This window comes from Mycobacterium sp. Dal123C01, assembly GCF_052566995.1.
Map to the genome: position 1 here is coordinate 5,199,792 of NZ_CP199580.1, position 23,146 is coordinate 5,222,937.

At 67.6% G+C, this 23,146-nt stretch carries 5 protein-coding genes; all 5 read left to right on the forward strand.

From position 1 onward, the window contains the following. The first annotated feature begins 133 nt into the window (after positions 1-133). From fadD26 to ACTXG5_RS24460, 5 genes are read left to right on the forward strand one after another with little or no spacing between them, the layout of a single operon-like run. The gene (gene fadD26, locus ACTXG5_RS24440; RefSeq protein ID WP_445161243.1) at positions 134-1,888 is read left to right on the forward strand and encodes a long-chain-fatty-acid--AMP ligase FAAL26/FadD26; all 1,755 of its coding nucleotides are present in this window, start codon (positions 134-136) and stop codon (positions 1,886-1,888) included. After that, a complete protein-coding gene (locus tag ACTXG5_RS24445) occupies positions 1,885-6,693 on the forward strand; it encodes an SDR family NAD(P)-dependent oxidoreductase (protein ID WP_445161244.1) in 4,809 nt (1,602 codons plus the stop codon). Before fadD26 ends, ACTXG5_RS24445 begins: the two co-directional genes overlap by 4 nt. Further along, positions 6,693-11,234 carry a type I polyketide synthase gene (locus ACTXG5_RS24450; RefSeq protein ID WP_445161245.1) on the forward strand — a complete coding sequence of 1,514 codons (4,542 nt, stop codon included), beginning with the start codon at positions 6,693-6,695 and terminating at the stop codon, positions 11,232-11,234. Before ACTXG5_RS24445 ends, ACTXG5_RS24450 begins: the two co-directional genes overlap by 1 nt. Beyond that, positions 11,234-17,731 (forward strand): type I polyketide synthase, encoded by a 6,498-nt coding sequence (locus tag ACTXG5_RS24455; RefSeq protein ID WP_445161246.1) that lies wholly within the window; start codon positions 11,234-11,236, stop codon positions 17,729-17,731. The genes ACTXG5_RS24450 and ACTXG5_RS24455 overlap by 1 nt, the downstream gene beginning before the upstream one ends. Beyond that, a complete protein-coding gene (locus ACTXG5_RS24460) occupies positions 17,732-23,146 on the forward strand; it encodes a type I polyketide synthase (RefSeq protein ID WP_445161247.1) in 5,415 nt (1,804 codons plus the stop codon). It abuts the gene before it with no gap.

The following is a 23,146-nucleotide window of genomic DNA, read 5'->3' on the forward strand; positions in this document are numbered from 1 at the left end:
TAACGCGCCGACGTTTCCGCCAGCAGCTGCTGTGTGCTAGGGGGGCTCCATCTGGAGCCGCAAAGCCGCTCAAAAGCTACACACAGGGTGCGTGCACTTAGCGACGCCGACAGCGAGTTGGGAAGGTAACGAAATGCCGGTAAGTAATGCGTCCATACCTGCTTTGCTGCAGGGGCGGGCTGACGAACAGCCTGACGCGACGGCGTTCACGTACATCGACTACGAGCAGGACCCAACAGGGTTTGCTGAGACCCTGACATGGTCGCAAATGCTACACCGCGCACGCATTGTTGCCGAGGAACTCGCACTGTGCGGCTCACCCGGTGACCGCGTGGCGATTCTGGCGCCGCAGGGACTGGAATATATTGTCGCTTTCTTCGGCGCGCTCGAGGCCGGCTTCATCGCCATTCCGCTCTCGACACCGCAATACGGTGTGCACGACGACCGGATTTCCTCGGTATTGCGGGATTCCAACCCGGTCGCCATTCTCACCACCTCTGCCGTGGTCGGCGACGTCACGAAATACGCAACGGGATACGACGGGCAACCCGCCCCATTCGTCATCGAGATTGATCTGCTGGATTTGGATTCGCCCCGCGAACTCTCGCCCGGCCAGCACCACTCGTCGGGCGCCGCATATTTGCAATACACGTCCGGCTCGACCCGCACGCCGGCCGGTGTCATCGTGTCGCACAAGAACGTCATCGCGAACGTGACACAGAGTATGTATGCCTACTTTGGGGATCCCGCTCAGATTCCGGCCGACCTGACCCTGACGTCCTGGCTGCCGCTGTACCACGACATGGGGCTGATTCTGGGGCTGTGCGCGCCATTGGTGGCCCAGCGGAGCGCGGTGTTGATGAGCCCGATGTCATTTTTGGTCCGCCCGGCACGTTGGATCCACATGCTCGCCACCAACGGTCCGTGCCTGTCCGCCGCACCCAACTTCGCCTTCGAATTGTCGGTGCGCAGAACGTCCGACGACGACATGGCCGGACTTGACCTCGGCAACGTGCAACGAATCGTCAGCGGCAGCGAACGGATCCATGTCGCGACGGTGAAGCGTTTCACCGAGCGGTTCGCTCCCCACAATCTGAGCGCCACGGCAATACGCCCCTCGTATGGGCTCGCGGAAGCAACGCTTTATGTGGCAGCTCCCGAACCCGGCAGCGCGCTCAAGACGGTCCGTTTCGACTATGAGCACCTGACTGCCGGTCAAGCCATGCCCTGCGGAACCGACGGGACTCTCGGAACCGAACTCATCGGCTACGGCGCCCCCGACCCCACGTCCGTGCGAATCGTCCACCCGGAGACCATGGTGGAGAGCTCCGAGGGGACCGTGGGCGAGATCTGGGTGCAGGGCGACCACGTGACGATGGGATATTGGCGCAAGCCGGAACAGACCGAGCGCGTTTTCAACGCCAAGCTGGTTGATCCCGCACCCGGAGCCGTGGAGGGGCCGTGGCTGCGGACCGGCGATCTGGGCGTCATCTCCGACGGCGAGCTGTTCATCATGGGTCGCATCAAAGATCTGCTCATCGTCGATGGGCGCAACCACTACCCCGACGACATCGAGGCCACGATCCAGGAAATCACCGGCGGCCGCGTCGCGGCGATATCGGTGCCCGACGACATCACCGAGCAACTGGTCGCCATCATCGAACTCAAGAGCAAAGCAGCCTCCGCGGAAGAGGGACTGGTGCGGCTTCGTTCGGTGAAGCGCAAAGTCACGTCGGCGATTTCGAAGTCGCACAGTCTGCGAGTCGCCGACCTTGTGCTGGTGTCACCCGGTTCGATACCGATCACCACGAGCGGGAAGGTCCGGCGCTCAGCCTGTGTCGAGCGCTATCAAACTGAGGGATTCACCAGGCTGGACGTGACCGTATGACATCGTCGGGCATCGGCGGTGAAGCCGACCTGCGCCACTGGCTGGTCGACTACTTGGTGACCAACATCGGCTGCACGCCGGACGAGGTCGACCCTGATCTGTCGCTGGCCGACCTTGGCGTGAGCTCTCGCGAGTCGGTCGTGCTGTCGGGTGAATTGTCAGAGTTGTTGGGAAAGACCGTGTCCCCGATCGAATTCTGGGAGCACCCGACGATCAACGCCCTGGCCGCATACCTCACCGCGCCCGAAGGCGACCCCGAATCCGACGCGGGACCCACCCGCCCGGTTCGTAACTCGCTTGACGAGCCGATCGCCGTCGTCGGGATGGGGTGCCGCTTCCCTGGAGGGATATCGGGCCCAGAAGCATTGTGGCAATTTGTGGTTGAGCGCGGTTGCACGATCGGGGAAGTGCCGCCCGAACGGTGGCAGCCGTTCGACAACGGTTCGCCCGAGGTAGCGGCAACGTTGGCTCGCACGACGCGGTGGGGCTCATTCCTGCCCGACCTCGACGCCTTCGACGCCGAATTCTTCGAGATCTCCCCCAGCGAAGCCGACAAGATGGACCCCCAACAGCGCCTCTTGCTGGAGGTGGCCTGGGAAGCGTTGGAGCACGCCGGAATACCGCCGAGCTCGCTGCGCCGTTCGCAGACCGGAGTATTCGCCGGTGCATGCCTGAGTGAATACGGCGTCATCGCGGCCAACGACCTCTGCCAGGTCGACGGCTGGAACAACACCGGCGGCGCGATGAGCATCATCGCCAACCGTCTGTCGTATTTCCTGGACCTGCGCGGCCCATCGGTCGCGATCGACACCGCATGCTCGTCGTCGTTGGTGGCCATCCACCTGGCGTGCCAGAGCCTGCGAACCCAGGATTCTCATCTGGCCATCGCCGCCGGTGTGAATTTGCTGTTGTCCCCGGCGGTATTTCGCGGTTTCGACCAAGTCGGCGCGCTGTCGCCCACGGGTAGGTGCCGCGCGTTCGACGCCGCGGCGGACGGGTTCGTCCGTGGTGAGGGCGCCGGGGTGGTGGTGCTCAAGCGGTTGACCGACGCGCAGCGCGACGGCGATCGGGTGCTGGCGGTGATCTGTGGTTCGGCGGTCAACCAGGACGGCCGCTCGAACGGGTTGATGGCTCCCAACCCCGCGGCCCAGATGGCGGTGCTGCGTGCCGCCTACACCAACGCGGGAATGCAGCCCGGCATGGTCGACTATGTCGAAACGCATGGCACCGGAACGTTGTTGGGCGATCCGATCGAAGCGCGCGCCCTGGGCACGGTGCTGGGTCGCGGTCGTCCCGAAGATTCTCCGCTGCTGATCGGCGCCCTGAAGACAAACCTGGGTCATACCGAGGCAGCGGCCGGGATCGCGGGCTTCATCAAGGCCGTGATGGCGGTCGAACGCGGCGAGATTCCGCCCAACCAGCGTTTCGAAAGCCCGAACCCGCACATTCCCTTCGACAATCTGCGGATGAAAGTCGTTGACACGCAGACTGCCTGGCCCGAAACGGGACGTCCGCGCCGGGCCGGTGTGTCGTCGTTCGGATTCGGCGGCACCAACGCGCACATCGTGATCGAACAGGGTCAAGAGCTCACGCCCCCACGGCGGCTCATCCCGGACGCCGGGGTGTCGACGTTGGTGGTGTCGGGTAAGACGGCGGCGCGGGTGGCGGTGACGGCGTCGGTGTTGGCCGATTGGATGGAGGGCTCCGGGGCGCAGGTGGCCTTGGCTGATGTGGCCCACACCGTCAACCATCACCGGGCCCGCCAAGCCAAGTTCGCCACCGTGGTCGCCCGTGATCGCGCGGCTGCGGTGGAGGGCCTGCGCGCCCTGGGCGCCGGCCAGCACGCCCCCGGCGTGGTCAGCCCCTATGAGGGTGCCGGCGGGCCGGGCACGGTGTTCGTCTACTCCGGTCGCGGCTCGCAATGGGCCGGCATGGGCCAACGACTGCTGGCCGATGAACCCGCCTTCGCCGCCGCGATCGCCGAACTGGAACCCACTTTCGTTGCCGAGGCCGGGTTTTCACTGCACGAGGTGATCGCCACCGGCAAACACCTCGAGGGCATCGAACAAATCCAGCTCGGCCTGATCGGCATGCAACTGGGATTGACCGAACTGTGGCGCTCCCACGGGGTGACCCCGGATCTGGTGATCGGGCACTCCATGGGCGAGGTCGCCGCCGCCGTCGTGGCCGGCGCGCTCACCCCGGCTGAGGGGTTGCGGGTCACCGCGACCCGCTCGCGGCTGATGGCCCCGCTCTCCGGGCAAGGCGGCATGGCCCTCCTGGAACTTGATGTGGCCGCCACTGAGGCGCTGATCGCCGATCACCCCCAGATCACCTTGGGCATCTACAACTCGCCACGCCAAACCGTCATCTCGGGGCCCGCCGACCAGATCGAAGCCCTCATCGAACGGGTACGCGGCCAAAACCGGTTCGCCAGCCGGGTCAATATCGAAGTGGCCCCCCACAACCCGGCCATGGACGCCCTGCAACCCGTCATGCGCGCCGAGCTGGCCAATCTGGCCCCACGGCCACCCTCGATCCCGATCATCTCCACCACCTACGAAAACCTCGACACCCACCCCGTCTTCAACGCCGAACACTGGGCCACCAACATGCGCAACCCAGTCCGCTTCCAACAAGCCATCACCAAGGCCGGAACCGACCACCACACCTTCATCGAAATCAGCGCCCACCCACTGCTCACCCAAGCCGTCCTGGAAACCCTGCACAATGCCCAGCACGGAAGTAAGTACGCCTGCGTCGGAACGCTGCAGCGCGACAGCGACGACGCGATTACGTTCCGCACCAACCTGAACAGGGTGCGGACCACCCACCCGCCGCAGACTCCGCATCCGCCCGAACCACACCCACAGATCCCCACCACCCCATGGCACCACACCCGCCACTGGATTCCCCGCGCGACGGTGACGGCACCGACACCAAAAACGATGCACCACAACGGTTCACCAGCCACTGCGGTGGCGCCGTCGGATTATCTGGACGGTGCACTCGACTCCTGGTGCTACCAGATGGAGTGGCCGGCGAAGCCCCTTCCAGCTACGGAGCCGAATGCCGTGATTGCCGGCGCCGGCCGGTGGTTGGTCCTGTCCGACGCCGACCTGGGCGACGAATTGGCCCGGATCGTGGGGCCGCAATCCCACGTCGAGGTGGCGCAGTCCCCGGTACTCGCTGACGAGGCCGTGTTGGACGCGGCGCTGCGCGGTGTCGACCATGTGGTCTATGCGCCGCCGGTCGGCAAGTCCGTCGACGCAGGCACGGCATACCAACTGTTCCATCAGGCACGCCGCCTGGTTGCCGCGATGGCTGCCGGCACCTCGTGGGCCAAATTGTTCATCGTCACCCGCAACGCCCAACCGCTGGCCGAAGGCGATCACGCCAACCCCAGCCACGGGGCGCTATGGGGGCTGGGACGCACACTCGCGCTCGAGCACCCCGAAATCTGGGGCGGAATCGTTGATTTGGACGGCTCGGTGCCCGCCGAACTGGCGGCGCCCCAGCTGCTGGGTGAAGTCACTGGCGACGACGGTGAAGACCAAGTCGTCTACCGGCGGGGTGTGCGTCACGTGCCCCGGCTGCAACGGCGCGCGGTGCCGTCACAGGCGCCGGTGACGCTGGACGCCAATACCTGTCAGCTTGTCGTCGGCGCGACCGGCAACATCGGGCCACACCTGATCCGGCAGCTCGCGCGGATGGGCGCAAAGACCATCGTCGCGGTGTCCCGTCATCCCGGCCAGCGACTGCACGAGCTGGCCGAAAGCCTTGCGGCACAGGGCACGGATCTCATCACCGTGGCCGCCGATGCCACCGACGAGACCGAGATGAGCGCGCTGTTCGACCGGTTCGGCGCCGGCTTGCCCACGCTGGAGGGAATCTATCTGGCAGCCTTCGCCGGCGGCCCGGTCCTGCTCAGCGAGATGACCGACGACGACGTCACGGCGATGTTCGCGCCCAAGCTGGACGCCGCCGCGGTGCTGCACCGGCTGTCACTGAAAACGCCGGTACGCCACTTCGTGCTGTTCTCCTCCATCTCAGGCCTGACCGGGTCACGCTGGCTGGCCCACTACACCGCCACCAGCGGTTTCCTCGACGCACTGGCCTACGCCCGTCGCGTGATCGGGCTATCGGCCACCACGGTCAACTGGGGATTGTGGAAATCGCTGGCCGACACCGAAGACAATGCCGCCAGCCAGGTCAGCGTGGGCTCCGGCCTGCTGCCGATGGACGACGAGATCGCGATCGGTGCGCTGCCGATCGTGATGAGCCCGGCCGCCGGTGTGCATTCCGTTGTCGTCGACGCGGATTGGCCGCTGCTGGCGGACGCCTACCGGATCCGCGGATCGCTGCGCATCGTCGACGACCTGCTGGCGGACTCCCCGGCGGCCGCCTCCCTGGTTCCCGCACGCGACTGGTCGCATCTCTCACCGGCGCAGATTCGCACCGAGTTGGAGACCGGCCTGCGCAGCATCGTCGCCCGGGAACTGCGGATCCCCGAATCGGACCTGGAAGCTGATCGGCCGCTGGCCGAACTGGGCCTCAACTCCCTGATGGCCATGGCGATTCGACGCGAAGCCGAGGTCTTGGCGGGTATCGAGTTGTCGGCGACCATGCTGTTCAACCACCCCACCATCGCAGCCCTGGCGGACTACCTTGCGAAAGCAGTAGCGCCGCAGGCGGATTCAGGAAATGATCAGATCGCGGAGCTGTCCGCTTCAGCAGGAAGCACATTGGACAGTTTGTTCGACCGCATCGAGTCATCGCCTGTGGCCGCCGAGGAGCCCGCGTAATGCGAAGTGTTTTCAGCCGCATCCTGGGTATGACGGCCGAACAACGCACGGCCTTGTCCGAAGAGTTCGCCCGGGCCGCGCGCACCACCACGGCCGAGCCGGTCGCGGTGGTGGGGATCGGATGCCGCTTTCCGGGAAACGTGACGAGCCCGGAGAGCTTCTGGGAACTGATGGTCGAAGGCCGAAACGCGATCTCCGGGATTCCCGCGGACCGGTGGGACGCCGAGGCCTTCTACGACGCCGACCCGTTGACGCCCGGGCATATGACGACGAAGTGGGGCGGCTTCGTGCCCGACATCGCGGGATTCGACGCCGAGTTTTTCGGGATCACCCCCCGCGAGGCCGCGTCGATGGACCCGCAGCAGCGGATGCTGCTCGAGGTCACCTGGGAAGCCCTCGAACATGCCGGTATCCCAACGGATTCCCTCAGCGGTAGCCGAACCGGCGTGATGATGGGCGTTTACTTCAACGAGTACCAGTCCATGGTGGCCAGCAGCCCGGAACGCGTGGACGCCTACACCGGGACCGGCAGCTCACACAGCATCACCGCGGGGCGAATCTCATATCTGCTGGGACTGCGCGGTCCGGCCGCGGCCGTCGACACGGCGTGCTCGTCCTCCTTGTCGGCGATCCACCTGGCCTGTCAGAGCTTGCGGGCACGCGAAACCGACTTGGCGCTGGCCGGTGGGGTCAGCGTGACCCTGCGCCCGGAGACCCAAATCGCCATCTCGGCGTGGGGACTGCTCTCTCCGCATGGCCGGTGCGCGACCTTCGACGCAACGGCGGACGGCTTTGTGCGTGGCGAGGGTGCCGGGGTGGTGGTGCTCAAGCGGTTGACCGACGCGGTGCGTGACGGCGACCAGGTGCTGGCGGTGGTGCGCGGTTCGGCGGTCAACCAGGACGGCCGCTCCAATGGCATTACCGCGCCGAACACCGCGGCCCAGTGCGATGTGATCGCCGACGCATTGCGGTCGGCCGATGTCGCGCCGGAAAGCGTGAACTACGTCGAAAGCCACGGAACCGGAACGGCTCTCGGAGACCCGATCGAGTTCGAGGCGCTGGCCGCCACCTATGGCCGCGGCGAGGGCTCGTGCGCGTTGGGAGCGGTGAAGACCAACATCGGTCACCTCGAGGCGGCGTCCGGAGTAGCCGGGTTCATCAAGGCGGTGCTGGCGGTGCAGCGCGGCCACATCCCACCGAATCTGCATTTCTCGCAATGGAATCCGGCGATCGATGCGGAGCCGACCCGGCTTTTCGTTCCGGTCGAGAACATCGGGTGGCCAGCGGATTCCGGCCCGCGCCGGGCGGCGGTGTCCTCGTTCGGCCTGGGCGGCACGAATGCCCACGCGATCGTCGAGCAGGGCCCGGAACTGGCGCCGGTCACCGCGGACGCCCCGGACGCCGGGGTGTCGACGTTGGTGGTGTCGGGTAAGACGGCGCAGCGGGTGGCGGTGACGGCGTCGGTGTTGGCCGATTGGATGGAGGGCTCCGGGGCGCAGGTGGCCTTGGCTGATGTGGCCCACACCGTCAACCATCACCGGGCCCGCCAAGCAAAGTTCGCCACCGTGGTCGCGCGTGATCGCGCGGCTGCGGTGGAGGGTCTGCGCGCCCTGGGCGCCGGCCAGCACGCCCCCGGCGTGGTCAGCCCCTATGAGGGTGCCGGCGGGCCGGGCACGGTGTTCGTCTACTCCGGTCGCGGCTCGCAATGGGCCGGCATGGGCCAACGACTGCTGGCCGATGAACCCGCCTTCGCCGCCGCGATCGCCGAACTGGAACCCACTTTCGTTGCCGAGGCCGGGTTTTCACTGCACGAGGTGATCGCCACTGGCAAACACCTCGAAGGCATCGAACAAATCCAGCTCGGCCTGATCGGCATGCAACTGGGGCTCACCGAACTGTGGCGCTCCCACGGGGTGACCCCGGATCTGGTGATCGGGCACTCCATGGGCGAAGTCGCCGCCGCCGTCGTGGCCGGCGCGCTCACCCCGGCCGAGGGGTTGCGGGTCACCGCGACCCGCTCGCGGCTGATGGCCCCGCTGGCAGGGCAGGGCGGCATGGCCCTGCTCGGACTTGATGTGGCCGCCACTGAGGCGCTGATCGCCGATCACCCCCAAGTCACCTTGGGCATCTACAACTCGCCACGCCAAACCGTCATCTCGGGGCCCGCCGACCAGATCGAAACTCTCATCGAACGGGTACGCGGCCAAAACCGGTTCGCCAGCCGGGTCAACATCGAAGTGGCCCCCCACAACCCGGCCATGGACGCCCTGCAACCAGCCATGCGCGCCGAGCTGGCCCACCTCACACCACGCACCCCGACGATCCCGATCATCTCCACCACCTACGAAAACCTCGACACCCACCCCGTCTTCAACGCCGAACACTGGGCCACCAACATGCGCAACCCAGTCCGCTTCCAACAAGCCATCGCTCACGCCTTCAGCGACGCCGGTGGGCCCTACCACACCTTCATCGAAATCAGCGCCCACCCACTGCTCACCCAAGCCGTCACCGAAACGCTCGAAGACGCGGACCGCGAACGCAACTTCACCAGCATCGGCACACTGCAGCGCGACACCGATGACACCGTCACCTTCCGCACCAACCTCTATCTCACCGACGGCGCGACCCCGCCGCAGACTCCGCATCCACCCGAACCACACCCACAAATCCCCACCACCCCGTGGCACCACACCCACCACTGGTTTACCGCCGCCGAAACGCGGACGCCGACGGGATCCGCAGAGCGCAACGGCGTTGTGCAGCACACGTATCCGGCACAAGGCGGTCCGCTCGACGAGTGGTCGCTTCAGGTGGTGTGGGAAACAACGCCACTTCCCGATACCGAGACCACGGTCGCCGGCCGGTGGCTGGTGGTAGGCGATGCCGCCCTGGCCGCCGAACTGGGCTGCCTCACCGACGTGCGGGCCGGTGACGCCGACCCGGCCGCGTTCGGCCGGGCTCTCGGCGACGTCGACCACGTGCTCTACGCACCGCCCGTTCCTTCTGATCCACTCGATGTCGGGACGGCCTACCGGCTGTTCCATCAGGTCCGCCGCCTTGCCTCGGCGATGGCTGCCGGCACCTCGCCGGCCAAGTTGTTCATGGTGACCCGCAACGCCCAACCGCTGGCCGAAGGCGATCACGCCAACCCCAGCCACGGGGCGCTATGGGGGCTGGGACGCACACTCGCGCTCGAGCACCCCGAAATCTGGGGCGGGATACTCGATTTCGACGGCTCGGTGCCGGTCCAGTTGTTGGCCCGGCAGGTGCTCGACGAGGCCGGTGCCACCGATCGCGAGGACCAGGTGGTCTATCGCTCGGGACTGCGGCACGTGCCGCGACTGCACAGGCGGGTGCTACCGACCGAAGAGGTGACGCTGGACGGCGGCGCCTGCCAGCTCGTCATCGGCGCGACCGGCAACATCGGGCCACACCTGATCCGGCAGCTCGCTCGGATGGGCGCAAAGACCATCGTCGCCGTGTCTCGTCATCCCGGCCAGCGATTGGGTGAACTGGCCGAAAGCCTTGCGGTGCAAGGGATCACTCTCACCACCGTCGCGGCCGATGCCACCGATGAGACCGAGATGAGCGCGCTGTTCAACCGGTTCGGCGCGGACTTGCCCACGCTGGAGGGAATCTATCTGGCAGCCTTCGCCGGGCAGCCGGTGCTGCTCAGCGAGATGACGAACGACGACGTCACGGCGATGTTCGCGCCCAAGCTGGACGCCGCCGCGGTGCTGCACCGGCTGTCGCTGGAAAAGCCGGTACGCCATTTCGTGCTGTTCTCCTCCATCTCAGGCCTGACCGGGTCACGCTGGCTGGCCCACTACACCGCCACCAGCGGCTACCTGGACGCGCTGGCCTATGCGCGGCGCGTGATGGGGTTGTCGGCCACCACGGTCAACTGGGGATTGTGGAAATCGCTGGCCGACGCTGAACACGATTTCAGCCAGGTCAGCCTGGGCTCCGGGTTGCTGCCGATGGACGACGAGATCGCGATCGGTGCGCTGGCCCGGGCGATGAGCCCGGCCGCCGGGGTGCATTCCGTTGTCGTCGAGGCGGATTGGCCGCTGCTGGCGGCCGCCTACCGGACCCGCGGATCGCTGCGCATCGTCGACGATCTGTTGCCGATCCCGGGTGAGACGGCAATGCCGGAAAGCGAATTCCGCCTCGCGCTGGGCAAGTGCGCACCCGAACGTCGCCACGACATGGTGCTCGACAAGGTCGCGCGACTGGCGGCCAACGTGATGGGACTGCCGCCCACGGAGTCACTGGACCCCTCCACCGGTTTCTTCCAACTCGGGATGGACTCGCTGATGAGCGTGACTCTGCAGCGCTCACTGACCGACACCCTCGGTGAATTCCTGCCGGCGTCCGTGGTTTTCGACTACCCGACCGTGTACAGCCTCACCGACTATCTGGCCACGGTGCTGCCCGAGCTCACCGGAGCCGATGAGCAGCCGGACGCGGATGCCTACGACGAATTCAGCGAAGCCGAGTTGTTAGAACAACTTTCGGAAAGACTAAGAGGGACGTAATGGCCACCCCGACACCAGATCGCCGGGCGATCATCGCCGAAGCGCTGCACAAGATCGACGATCTGTCCGCTCGCCTGGAGATCGCCGAGAAGGCAGGTACCGAGCCGATCGCGGTTGTCGGGATGGGTTGCCGGTTCCCTGGTGGGGTGGACAGTCCTGAGCAGTTCTGGGACTTGCTGCGCGACGGGCGAAGTGGGATTGTGCGGGTTCCGTCGCAGCGATGGGACGCCGACGCTCTTTTCACCGAGGACCACACCGTTCCCGGCACGATCTGCAACCGCGAAGGCGGCTTCCTTTCCGGCTGGGAACCCGACGAGTTCGACGCGGAGTTCTTTTCCATTACCCCGCGCGAGGCGGCCGCGATGGACCCGCAGCAGCGGTTGTTCCTCGAAGTTGCCTTCGAAGCGCTGGAGAACGCCGGAATCCCGCCGCACACCATTCGCGGCACCCAAACCTCGGTTTTCGTCGGCGTCACCGCATACGACTACATGCTCAAGATGTCCAGCACGGTGCGGCCCGAAGACCTCGACGCCTACCTACTCACCGGAAACTCGGCGAATTTCGCCGCCGGACGGATGGCCTACCTGCTCGGTGCCCGCGGTCCCGCGGTGGTGTTGGACACGGCATGCTCGTCGTCGCTGGTGGCCATCCACCTGGCCTGCCAGAGCCTGCGCTGGCGCGAAAGTGACACGGCGTTGGTCGGCGGGACCAACCTTCTGCTTACCCCCGGAACCAGCATCGCCTGCTCACGGTGGGGAATGCTGTCCCCGGAAGGCCAGTGCAAGACCTTCGACGCGGGCGCCGACGGCTATGTCCGCAGCGAGGGCGCCGGCGTGGTGATACTCAAGCGGCTCGCCGACGCGCAACGGGACGGCAACCAGATCCTCGCCCTGGTGCGCGGTTCGGCGGTCAACCAGGACGGCGCCAGCAGCGGGGTGACCGTTCCCAACGGCCCCGCGCAGCAGGCGCTGCTTCGCCAGGCACTGACGTCGGCCAAGTTGACGCCGGCCGACATCGATTACATCGAGGCGCACGGTACCGGCACGCCACTCGGCGACCCGATCGAACTCGATTCACTGAGCAAGGTTTTCGCCGATCGTGAAGACCGCGCGCCGCTGGTGCTGGGGGCGGTCAAGACCAATCTCGGTCACCTGGAAGCAGCGGCCGGCATCGCCGGATTCATAAAGACCGTGCTGGCCGTCGGCCACGGCCGCATTCCGCGGAACCTGAACTTCACCGAACTCACCCCGCATGCCAGTGCAGGCGTGTCGCGTCTGACGATCGCCACCGAGGACCTGGAATGGCCGGCCACCGGGCAACCGCGCCGGGCCGGGGTGTCCTCGTTCGGTGTCAGCGGGACGAATGCCCATATCGTGATCGAGCAGGCCACCGATCCGGTCCCGGCGCGCCAGCCCGGATCTGACCCGGCGGTGTCGACGCTGTTGGTGTCGGGCAAGACGAAACAGCGGGTGGCGGCGACGGCGTCGGTGCTGGCCGACTGGATGGAAGGCTCCGGTGCCGAGGTGGCGCTGGCCGATGTGGCGCACACCCTCAATCATCACCGCGCGCGGCAGACCAAGTTCGCCACGGTGGTCGCGGCCGATCACGCCCAGGCCGTCGCGGGGCTGCGCGCACTGGCCAGCGGTGATCCCGCCCCCGGCGTGGTGGACTGCCCCGAGGGGCCGATCGGGCCGGGCACGGTGTTCGTCTACTCGGGCCGCGGATCGCAGTGGCCCGGCATGGGCCGCCAGCTGCTGATCGACGAGCCGGCGTTCGCCGCGGCGGTCGCCGAGCTGGAGCCGACTTTTGTTGCCGAGGCCGGGTTTTCGTTGCACGAGGCGATCGCCACGGGCAAGCCGCTGGAGGGCATCGAACAAATCCAGCTCGGCATGATCGGCATGCAGCTCGCGCTCACCGCGCTGTGGCGGTCCTACGGAGTGACCCCGGATCTCGTAATCGGACATTCGGTGGGCGAAGTGGCCGCCGCGGTGGTTGCGGGCGCGATCACCCCCGCCGAGGGGTTGCGGGTGACCGCGACCCGGTCCCGGCTGATGGCGCCGTTGTCCGGGCAGGGCACCATGGCAACGCTCGAACTCGACGCCGACGCCACCGAGGCGTTGATCGCCGATCACCCGCAGGTCACCGTCGGGATCTATGCCTCACCGCGCCAGACGGTCATCTCGGGACCCACCGAGCAGATCGATGAGTTGATCGCGCAGGTGCGTGCGATGGGGCAGTTCGCCGGCAAAGTCAATATCGAAGTGGCGCCGCACAATCCGGCCATGGACGCCCTGCAGCCCGCGATGCGGTCGGAATTGGCCGGTCTCACCCCGCGGCCACCGGCCATTCCGATCATCTCGACCACCTACGAAAACTTGGGCAGCGCAGCGGCATTCGACGCCGAACACTGGGCCACCAACATGCGCAACCCGGTGCGCTTCCAGCAGGCCATCAGCGCGGCCGCGGCCGATCACCACACCTTCATCGAGATCAGCGGGCACCCGCTGTTGACCCATGCCATCAACGAAACGCTGGCCGCGCGCGAACCGGACGCCGAGGGCGGAGCCGGTTACTTGAGCCTCGGCAGCCTGCAACGCGACGCGCACGACACCCTGACCTTCCACACCAACCTCAACACCACCCGCCCGCCGCAGACCACGCATGTGTGCGCGCCGCACCCCGTGCTGCCCACCACGCCGTGGCAGCACACCCGGCACTGGATCGCCCCCACCATCGCCGCACACCACACGGCAGACACCCACCCACTGCTCGGCATCGGCGTCACCGACCCCACCACCGGCACCCGGATCTGGGAATGCGAGCTCCGCCCGGATCTGCTCTGGCTCGGCGACCACGTGATCGACGACCTCTGCGTGCTGCCGGGATCGGCCTACGCCGAGGTGGCGCTGGCCGCCGCAACGGACGCATTCGAGAGCGCGGAAAGCGCACCGGGCTGGATGATTCGCGAGCTCAGCCTGCACCAGATGCTGCACGTCACCGACGACACCATGCTCGTCACCACACTCACCGGTGACGAGCAGACCTGCCGGATCGAAATGCGCACGCAGAACGCCACTTCGGGGTGGGTCAAACACGCCACCGCCACGGTTGCGCGCGAGACCGCCTCCGACGACCAGGCACCGCGACCGGCGGACGACGAAGTGGCGGACGAACTCAACCCCGACGACCTCTATCAGCGACTGCGCGGCGCGGGACAACAACACGGGCCGGCGTTCCGCGGAATCGTGGGGCTCACCGTCGCGACATCCGGCGACGCCCGCGCGGACGTGCGGTTACCCGCGTCGGCCAAAACCGGTTCCCGCAACTTTGGCCTGCACCCGGTGATGATGGATATCGCCGTGCAGGCCCTCGGCGCCACCCGGGTGGCGACCGACCTGGCCGGAGGCCAGTCCGCCCGCCAGACCCTGGTACTGCCAATACGTTTCGCGGGTGTTCACGTGTACGGAGACATCACCACCGGTGTCTGCTCGATCGGCTCCCTTAGCCCCACCGACAGCCCGGACCGGCTCGTCGGTCAGGTCACGCTGACCGATCCGGACGGCCGCCCGCTGCTCGTCATCGACGAAGTCGAGATGGCGGTGCTCGGGTCAAGCAGCGGCGCAACCGAACTCAGCAACCAGCTGTTCACGGTGCAGTGGGAACCCGCACCGCTGGACAAAGCCGCCGGCGCCCTGGATGGCCTGTTGTTGATCGGTGATGCCACCGCCGACGACCCGCTGCTGCCCGCGCTGCGGTCGTCGCTGCGCGACGGCATCGCCGAGATGGAGCTGGTGTCCCCCACCGACACCGCGAACCTGCGCGCGGCGATCACCCGAACGCAGTGGGACAGCATCGTCGTGGTCTGCCCACCGCGAAGCGTCGACGAGGCGCGAGACGACCAGGCGCAGCTGGAGCTGGCGCAGGCGCGCACGCTACTGATCGCCGACATCGCCAAGACGGTCACGCGGATGGGGGCCAGGAACAGCCCCCGGCTGTGGATCGTCACCCGCGGCGCCCAAGCGCTCGATTCCGGCGATCGAGTCACCTTGGCGCAGGCCCAGCTTCGGGGAATAGCACGGGTGCTGACATTCGAGCATCCGGAACTGAAGACCACCATCGTCGACATCGACGCCGACGGTTCCGGCACACTTGCCGCCCTGACCGAAGAACTGCTCGCCGGTTCGGACCACGATGAAATCGCGCTGCGCGACCAGCAACGCTGTGTCAGCCGCCTGGTGCCCGCGCCCGTCGGGGCGAGCGGTGATCTTGCCGTCGAAGCCCGCCGCACGGTGGTGAGCCTGGACGACGGGGGCGCCGTGCGCCTGCAGATCGACCAGCCCGGACGCCTCGATGAGCTGAAACTGCATGCGGTGAAGCGGATTACGCCCGCCGCCGGCCAGGTGGAGGTTCAGGTCGTCGCCGCGGGTCTCAACTTCAGCGACGTGCTCAAGGCGATGGGCGTGTATCCCGGACTCGACGGCGCCCGGCCGGTGATCGGTGGCGAGTGTGTCGGTTTCGTGACGGCTGTCGGCCCGGATGTCAGCGCGGTCGAGGTCGGCCAGCGCGTCATCGCGTTCGGCCCCGGCACGTTCGGCTCGTACATGACGACCCTTGCCGACCTCGTCGCCCCGGTCCCCGAGGCACTCCCCGATGGCGAGGCGGCCGCATTCGGCATCGCGTATCTGACCGCCTGGCACTCACTGTGCGAGGTCGGGCGGTTGGCGGCCGGCGAGCGCGTGCTGATCCATTCCGCCACCGGCGGTGTCGGACTGGCCGCGGTTTCGATCGCGAAGATGATCGGGGCCCGGATCTACACCACGGCCGGCTCGGATGCCAAGCGCGAAATGCTGGCCGGGCTCGGCGTCGAGTATGTCGGCAATTCCAGGAACGTGGAGTTCGCCGACGAGATACTCGACATCACCGACGGCTACGGTGTGGATGTCATTCTCAATTCGCTTCCGGGCGAAGCGATTCAACGCGGCGTGCAGATACTTGCTCCCGGCGGCCGGTTTATCGAACTGGGCAAGAAGGACGTCCACGCCGACGCCAGCCTGGGATTGGCCGCACTGGCGAAAAGCGCGTCCTTCGCCGTGGTCGATCTCGACTTGAATCTGAAACTGCAACCGGCGCGGTACCGCGAAATGCTCGCGCACATCCTCGAGCACGTGGCGGACGGCAAACTACGGGTACTCCCGGTCACCGAGTTCAGCCTCGTCGAGGCGGCCGACGCATTCCGGCTGATGGCCTCCGGCCGGCACACCGGCAAGATCGTCGTGTCGATACCGGCCGGCGGCGACATCGAAGCGATCGCGTCACCGCCGCCGCAACCGCTGGTCAGCTCCGACGGCGGCTACCTGATCGTCGGCGGCATGGGCGGCCTCGGTTTTGTCGTCGCGCAGTGGCTGGTCGCCCACGGCGCGGGAATGGTTGTGCTCAACGGGCGTTCGAGCCCCACCGACGAGACCCGGTCGGCAATCGCGGACCTGACCGCCGCGGGTAGCCGCATCGAGGTGGTCACCGGCGACATCGCCGACCCCGGCACGGCCGGCCGGCTCGTGGCCGCGGTCGAAGACGCCGGCTTCCGCGTGGCCGGAGTCCTGCACAGCGCAATGGTTCTCGATGACGAGATCGTGCTGAACATCTCTGATTCGGCTGCGCGGCGGGTGTTCACTCCGAAGGTCGCCGGCAGCTGGCGCCTCCATCAGGCCACCGCTGGGCTCGATGTCGATTGGTGGCTGGCGTTCTCCTCGGTGGCGTCAATGCTGGGCGCGCCCGGTCAGGGCACCTACGCCGCGGCGAACTCGTGGGTCGACGGCCTGGTCGCCTATCGGCGCTCGCTCGGACTTCCGGCCGTCGGGATCAACTGGGGCCCTTGGGCCGAGGTTGGTCGCGCCCAGTTCTTCGCCGACCTCGGTGTCGCGATGATCACCGTCGAGCAGGGACTGGCAGCCATGCAGCTGGCGCTGGCGGCCGACCGGGCACGCACCGGGGTGTTCAGCCTCGACGCGCGGCAGTGGTTCCAATCCTTCCCGTCGGCGGCGGGCTCCTCGCTGTTCGCGAAGTTGCAGGACCTGACCACCACCGAGCGACGCGGCGGCGGCGCGATCCGCGCGGAATTGGATGCCTGCGACGCCGCCGAACGCCCGGGGCGCCTGGCGACCGCGATCGCCGGCGAGATCCGTGCGGTGCTGCGTTCGACCGAGCCGATCGACCCCGATCGCCCGATGGAGGCGCTCGGTCTCGACTCGCTGATGGCTCTCGAATTGCGCAACAGGCTGGAAGCGAGCCTGGGCACCATGTTGCCTGCCGCGCTGGTCTGGGCCTACCCGACGATCACCGATCTCGCCGGCGCGCTGTGCGAACGCCTCGGCTACGACGCCATGGCCGAGACCGAACCGACGCCGGAGGCCGAATCCGAGCTGTCGGATGAAGAAATGGAATTGCTGTCCGACCTCGTTGCGGCCAGCGAGCTGACGGCAACCGGGGGCAGTGAGTAAATGACCAGTCTTGCCGAGCGCGCGGCGCAGATGTCACCGAAGGCGCGCGAGGTTCTCGCACGCGAACTTGTTCGCGCGGGGACGGCGTTTCCGACCGATGTCGCCGAACCGGTCGCGGTGGTGGGGATCGGGTGCCGATTGCCCGGGAGTGTGACTGGGCCGGACAGCTTTTGGCAGCTGCTGATGGACGGGCGCGACGCCGTCGACGTGGTGCCGGCCGATCGGTGGGACGCGGACGCGTTCTACGACCCCGATCCGCAGGCACCGGGGCGGATGACGACGAAATGGGGGGGCTTTGTCGATGACGTCGCCGGGTTCGACGCCGACTTCTTCGGCATCACCCCGCGCGAGGCCGAGGCGATGGACCCACAGCAGCGAGTACTGCTCGAAGTCGCCTGGGAAGCACTCGAACATGCCGGGCTGCCACCGGATTCGCTGAGCGGCACCCGAACCGCCGCGATGATGGGGCTGTCGGCGTGGGACTACACGATCGTCAACCTCGAGCGCCGCGCCGAAATCGACGCGTACATGAGCACCGGGAACCCGCACAGCGCCGCGGTGGGGCGGATCTCGTATCTGCTGGGGCTCCGCGGCCCCGCGGTGGCCGTGGATACCGCGTGCTCGTCGTCGTTGGTGGCGCTGCACCTGGCCTGCCAGAGCCTGCGATTGCGCGAAAGCGACGTGGCGCTGGCGGGCGGGGTTCAACTGATGCTGTCACCGTTCACCAGCATCGCGCTGTCCAAGTGGTCGGCCCTGTCGCCGACGGGGCGGTGCAAGACTTTTGACGCCCTGGCCGATGGGTTCGTGCGCAGCGAGGGCTGTGGGGTCGTGGTACTCAAGCGGCTGGCCGACGCCACCCGCGACGGTGATCGCGTGCTGGCGGTGGTCCGCGGTTCGGCGATCAACCAGGACGGCCGATCCAACGGCATGACCGCCCCGAACGCGGCGGCACAGCGTGACGTGATCACCGCCGCGCTGCGCCTGGCCGACGCGACCGCGGACAGCGTGAACTACATCGAAACCCATGGCACCGGAACGGTATTGGGCGATCCGATCGAATTCGAGGCGCTGGCGGCCACCTACGGCCGCGGTGACGGCACGTGCGCGCTGGGGTCGGTGAAGACGAACATCGGCCACCTGGAGGCCGCGGCCGGGATCACCGGCTTCATCAAGGCGACACTGGCTGTGTCACGCGGGCACATTCCGCCCAATCTGCACTTCACCCGGTGGAATCCGGCGATCGACCCCTCGTCGACCCGGCTGTTCGTCCCGACCGAGGCCACCGCGTGGCCCGCGGGTGTGCGCAGGGCGGCCGTGTCGTCATTCGGTCTCAGCGGCACGAATGCTCACGTCGTCGTCGAACAGGCCCCAGAGCAAGCCCCAGAGTCGGCCCCCGCGAACGGATCCGGTCCGCGGGTGTCCACATTGGTGGTGTCGGGTAAGACAGCGCAGCGGGCGGCCGCGCTGGCGTCGGGCCTGGCCGACTGGATGGAAGGACCCGGCGCAACGACGCCGTTGGCGGATGTCGCGCAGACGCTCAACCATCATCGGGCCCGCTACGCCAAGACCGCCGTCGTGGTGGCGCGCGACCGCGCCGACGCGGTGGCGGGGCTGCGCGCACTGGCTGCCGGGCGACCCGAACCCGGGGTGCTGGAGTGCCGGGACGGCTTCACCGGGCCGGGCACCGTGTTCGTCTATTCCGGTCAGGGCTCGCAATGGGTCGGCATGGGTAGGCAGCTACTGGTCGACGAGCCGGCGTTCGCCACGGCCATCGACGAGCTCGAGCCCGACTTCCTTGCCCAGGCCGGTTTTTCGCTGCGCCAGACCCTCGCCGGCGGCGTCGAGGTGGTCGGCATCGATCGCATTCAGCCGGTGCTGGTGGGTATTCAGCTGGCGCTGACCGCGCTGTGGCGCTCGTACGGCGTGACGCCCGACGCCGTGATCGGCCACTCGATGGGCGAAGTGTCGGCCGCCGTGGTGGCCGGGGCGCTGACCCCGGCCGACGGGTTGCGGGTGATCGCCACCCGGTCGCGCCTGATGGCCCAGCTGGCCGGCCAGGGCGCGATGGCCCTGCTGGAGCTCGACGCCGACGCCGCCGCGACGCTGATCGCCGACTACCCGCAGGTGACGCTGGCCGTTCATGCCTCGCCGCGCCAATCGGTGATCGCCGGCCCGCCCGAATCGGTGGACGCGGTGATCGCGGTGGTGGCCGCCCGGAATCTGCTGGCCCGCCGCATCGACGTCGACGTGGCCTCCCACCACCCGATCATCGACCCGGTGTTGCCGCAATTACGTTCCGCGCTCGCGGATCTCGCGCCGCAGCCGATGACGATCCCGATGATCAGCACCACCAGCGAGCAGCCCCAGACGGTACTGGACGCCGACTACTGGGCGGCCAACCTGCGCAACCCGGTGCGTTTCCACCAAGCCATCACCACCGCAGCGGCCCGCTACCACACCTTCATCGAGGTCAGCCCGCACCCGGTGCTCACCTATGCCATCGACGACACACTCGGCGACGCGGAGAACCGGGCCCAGCTGACGGCCCTCGGCACCTTGCAGCGGGACACCGACGACACCATCACCTTCCACACCCAACTCGCGGCGGCCGGCAAGACTCCCCCGCTCGACACCAACCGTCGTCTCGTCGACATCCCGGTGACCCCCTGGCAGCACACGCGTTTCTGGGTTGCGGATCGCTCGGCGATGTCGGACGCGGTGGACACGCACCCGCTGCTCGGCATGCACGTCGAAGTTCCCTCGAGCCAAGACCATGTGTGGCAAGCCGACGTCGGCACCGACGTGTGCCCCTGGCTGGCCGACCACAAGGTCTTCGGGCAAGCCATCATGCCGGCGGCCGGGTTCGCCGAAATCGCTTTGGCCGCAGCAAGCGAAGCGTTCGGCCTGCCAGTCGATGCGCTCGCGATCAATCAGCTCGAGGTCGAGCAGATGCTCACCCTCGACGGCCACACCCAGGTCACCACGCAACTGACCCGTGCCGCCGACGACAAGACCCGCATCGAAATCTATTCCCGCACCCCCGCCGGCTGGTCCCGTCATGCGACCGCTAGAGCCTCGGTGTCGCCGCCGGATGTCGCCCCCGATCGGCAGACACCCGGCACCCGCCACGGTGAGGCGGCGCTATCGCCGGCCGATCTGTACGCCGTGCTGCGGTTGACCGGCCAGAATCACGGTCCCGCCTTCGCGGCGCTGACCCAGATTCACCGGCAGCCAGATGGGTCGGTGGAGACCGAGATCACCCTTCCCGACGGGGCGCCCAGGCATCCGGGTTACCGCATTCACCCCGTCATGCTGGACGCGGCCCTGCAAAGTCTGGCGGCGGCGGTACCGGACAATGCGGCCGGCGGATCCACCGGCTCGGCCGAAGTCAGTTATCTGCCAGTGTCGTTCGAGTCGCTGCGGGTGTACGGCAACCCCGGCCGGCACGCCCGTTGCCGCGCCCGGCTGATGAACCTCGACGAGGACGGCGCCGGAAAGCTCGGCAAGATCGTCTTGACCGACGACGCCGGAACCGTGACCGCCGAAATCAACGACATCTACCTGCGGCGTGTCGAACGACGCAGCGCACCATTGCCGTTGGCGCAGAAGATCTTCGATACCACGTGGGTGGACATGCCCATCGCGGGCGCGGTCACCTCCGACGCCACGGGCAGTTGGCTCGTGCTCACCGACGCCGGCTCGAAGGCCCAAGAATTCGTCGAACAGTGGCGTTCACCGGCGCGCCGGGTGCTCACCGCCGATCTCGGCGATGAATCCGCCATCCTCGCCGCATTCGCGGAAACGGCAGGCGATCCCGAGCGCCCACCCGTCGGTGTGGTCGCCTTCATCGACGACGTCCCTGACGCTTCGAGCATCACCGACGGCCAGCTCAGCCGGGCACGGGATTCGGTGTGGGCGATCTCGACGGTCGTTCGTGCGATCCTCGGCGGCTGGCACGGCCGAACACCGCGGCTGTGGCTGGTCACCCCGGGCGGTCTCGCAGTTCACGACGAGGCAGGTCGCCCGGCGATCGGCGCGCTGAAGGGCTTGGTCCGCGTGCTGGCCTACGAACATCCCGACCTGCGCACCACGCTCGTCGACCTCGATATCACCCGGGATCCGGTGTCCGCGTTGACCGCCGAGCTCGAGTCGAAGGACTCCGGGTCCAATTTCGACGACATCATCGCCTGGCGAGGCGAGCACCGATACGTCGAGCGGCTGTGCCGCGCGACCCTCGGCGAGCCGGTGCGCGACGCGGTCGTCGAGTCGGGCGCGTCCTACATCGTCACCGGCGGCCTCGGCGGCCTCGGCCTGGTGTTCGCCCGCTGGCTGGTCGACAGCGGCGCGGGCCGAGTCGTCCTCAACGGACGCAGCGAACCCTCCGACGAGCAGCGCAAGGTCATGGCCGAATTGGAAAGCCGCGCCGAGATCGCCGTGGTGTGCGGCGACATCGCATCCGCGGGGGTGGCGGAACGCCTTGTCGCGGCGGCCGAGAACCAAAATCGCCGGTTGCGTGGCATCGTGCACGGCGCCGCCGTGATCGACGACAGCCTGGTGGTGTCGATGAGCAGGGAGAGCCTGGAGCGGGTGTGGGCTCCCAAGGCCGCCGGCGCGCTACGGATGCACGAGGCAAGCGTCGGTCGCGAACTCGACTGGTGGGTCGGATTCTCCACCACCGCCTCACTGCTCGGCTCGGCCGGGCAGGGCGCCTACGCGTGCGCCAGCGCGTGGCTCGATGCGCTGGTGACGTGGCGCCAGGCGGCCGGAATGCCGGCGGCGGTGATCAATTGGGGGCCGTGGTCGGAAGTCGGAGTTGCCCAGTCGCTGGTCGGCAGCCCGCTCGACCCGATCAGTCCGGCGGAGGGCATCGCGGCCATGGACGCGTTGCTGGCCACCGACCGGTGCCGCACCGGCGTCACGCGGCTGCGGCCCGACCGGGCGATGATTGCGTTCCCCGAGCTCCGCAACCTCGGCTACTTCACCAGCGTCGTCGAAGAACTCGACGCCACGGGCGACGGCGGCGACTGGGCCGGGCCCGACGCGCTGCGAGAGCTCGACCCGGCCGAGGCCCGAGAAGTGGTCCGAGAGCGACTGTGCGGACGCATCGCAGGGGTGATGGGCTACTCCGATGCCTCGGCTGTCGATACCGGGATGCCGCTCACCGAACTGGGGATGGATTCTTTGATGGCAGTGCGGATCCGCAACACCACGCGTGCGGATTTCGGCATCGAGCCACCGGTGGCGATGATCCTGCAAGGTGCATCGCTGCAAGATCTCACGGTCGATGTGATCCGCCAGCTCGGCCTCGCCGAGCCTGAACACAACCTCGATCGAGGTAACGCGGTTCGCGACCGAGCACAACAGCGCGCTGCGGCGCGCCAGGGAGCCGCGACGCGGCGAAAGCGAGGACAGTAA

Bases quoted from the DNA above. Each gene is read 5' to 3' on its own strand.
- ACTXG5_RS24445 (WP_445161244.1), top strand. From the start codon at position 1,885: ATGACATCGTCGGGCATCGGCGGTGAAGCCGACCTGCGCCACTGGCTG.
- ACTXG5_RS24455 (WP_445161246.1), top strand. From the start codon at position 11,234: ATGGCCACCCCGACACCAGATCGCCGGGCGATCATCGCCGAAGCGCTG.
- fadD26 (WP_445161243.1), top strand. From the start codon at position 134: ATGCCGGTAAGTAATGCGTCCATACCTGCTTTGCTGCAGGGGCGGGCT.
- ACTXG5_RS24460 (WP_445161247.1), top strand. From the start codon at position 17,732: ATGACCAGTCTTGCCGAGCGCGCGGCGCAGATGTCACCGAAGGCGCGC.
- ACTXG5_RS24450 (WP_445161245.1), top strand. From the start codon at position 6,693: ATGCGAAGTGTTTTCAGCCGCATCCTGGGTATGACGGCCGAACAACGC.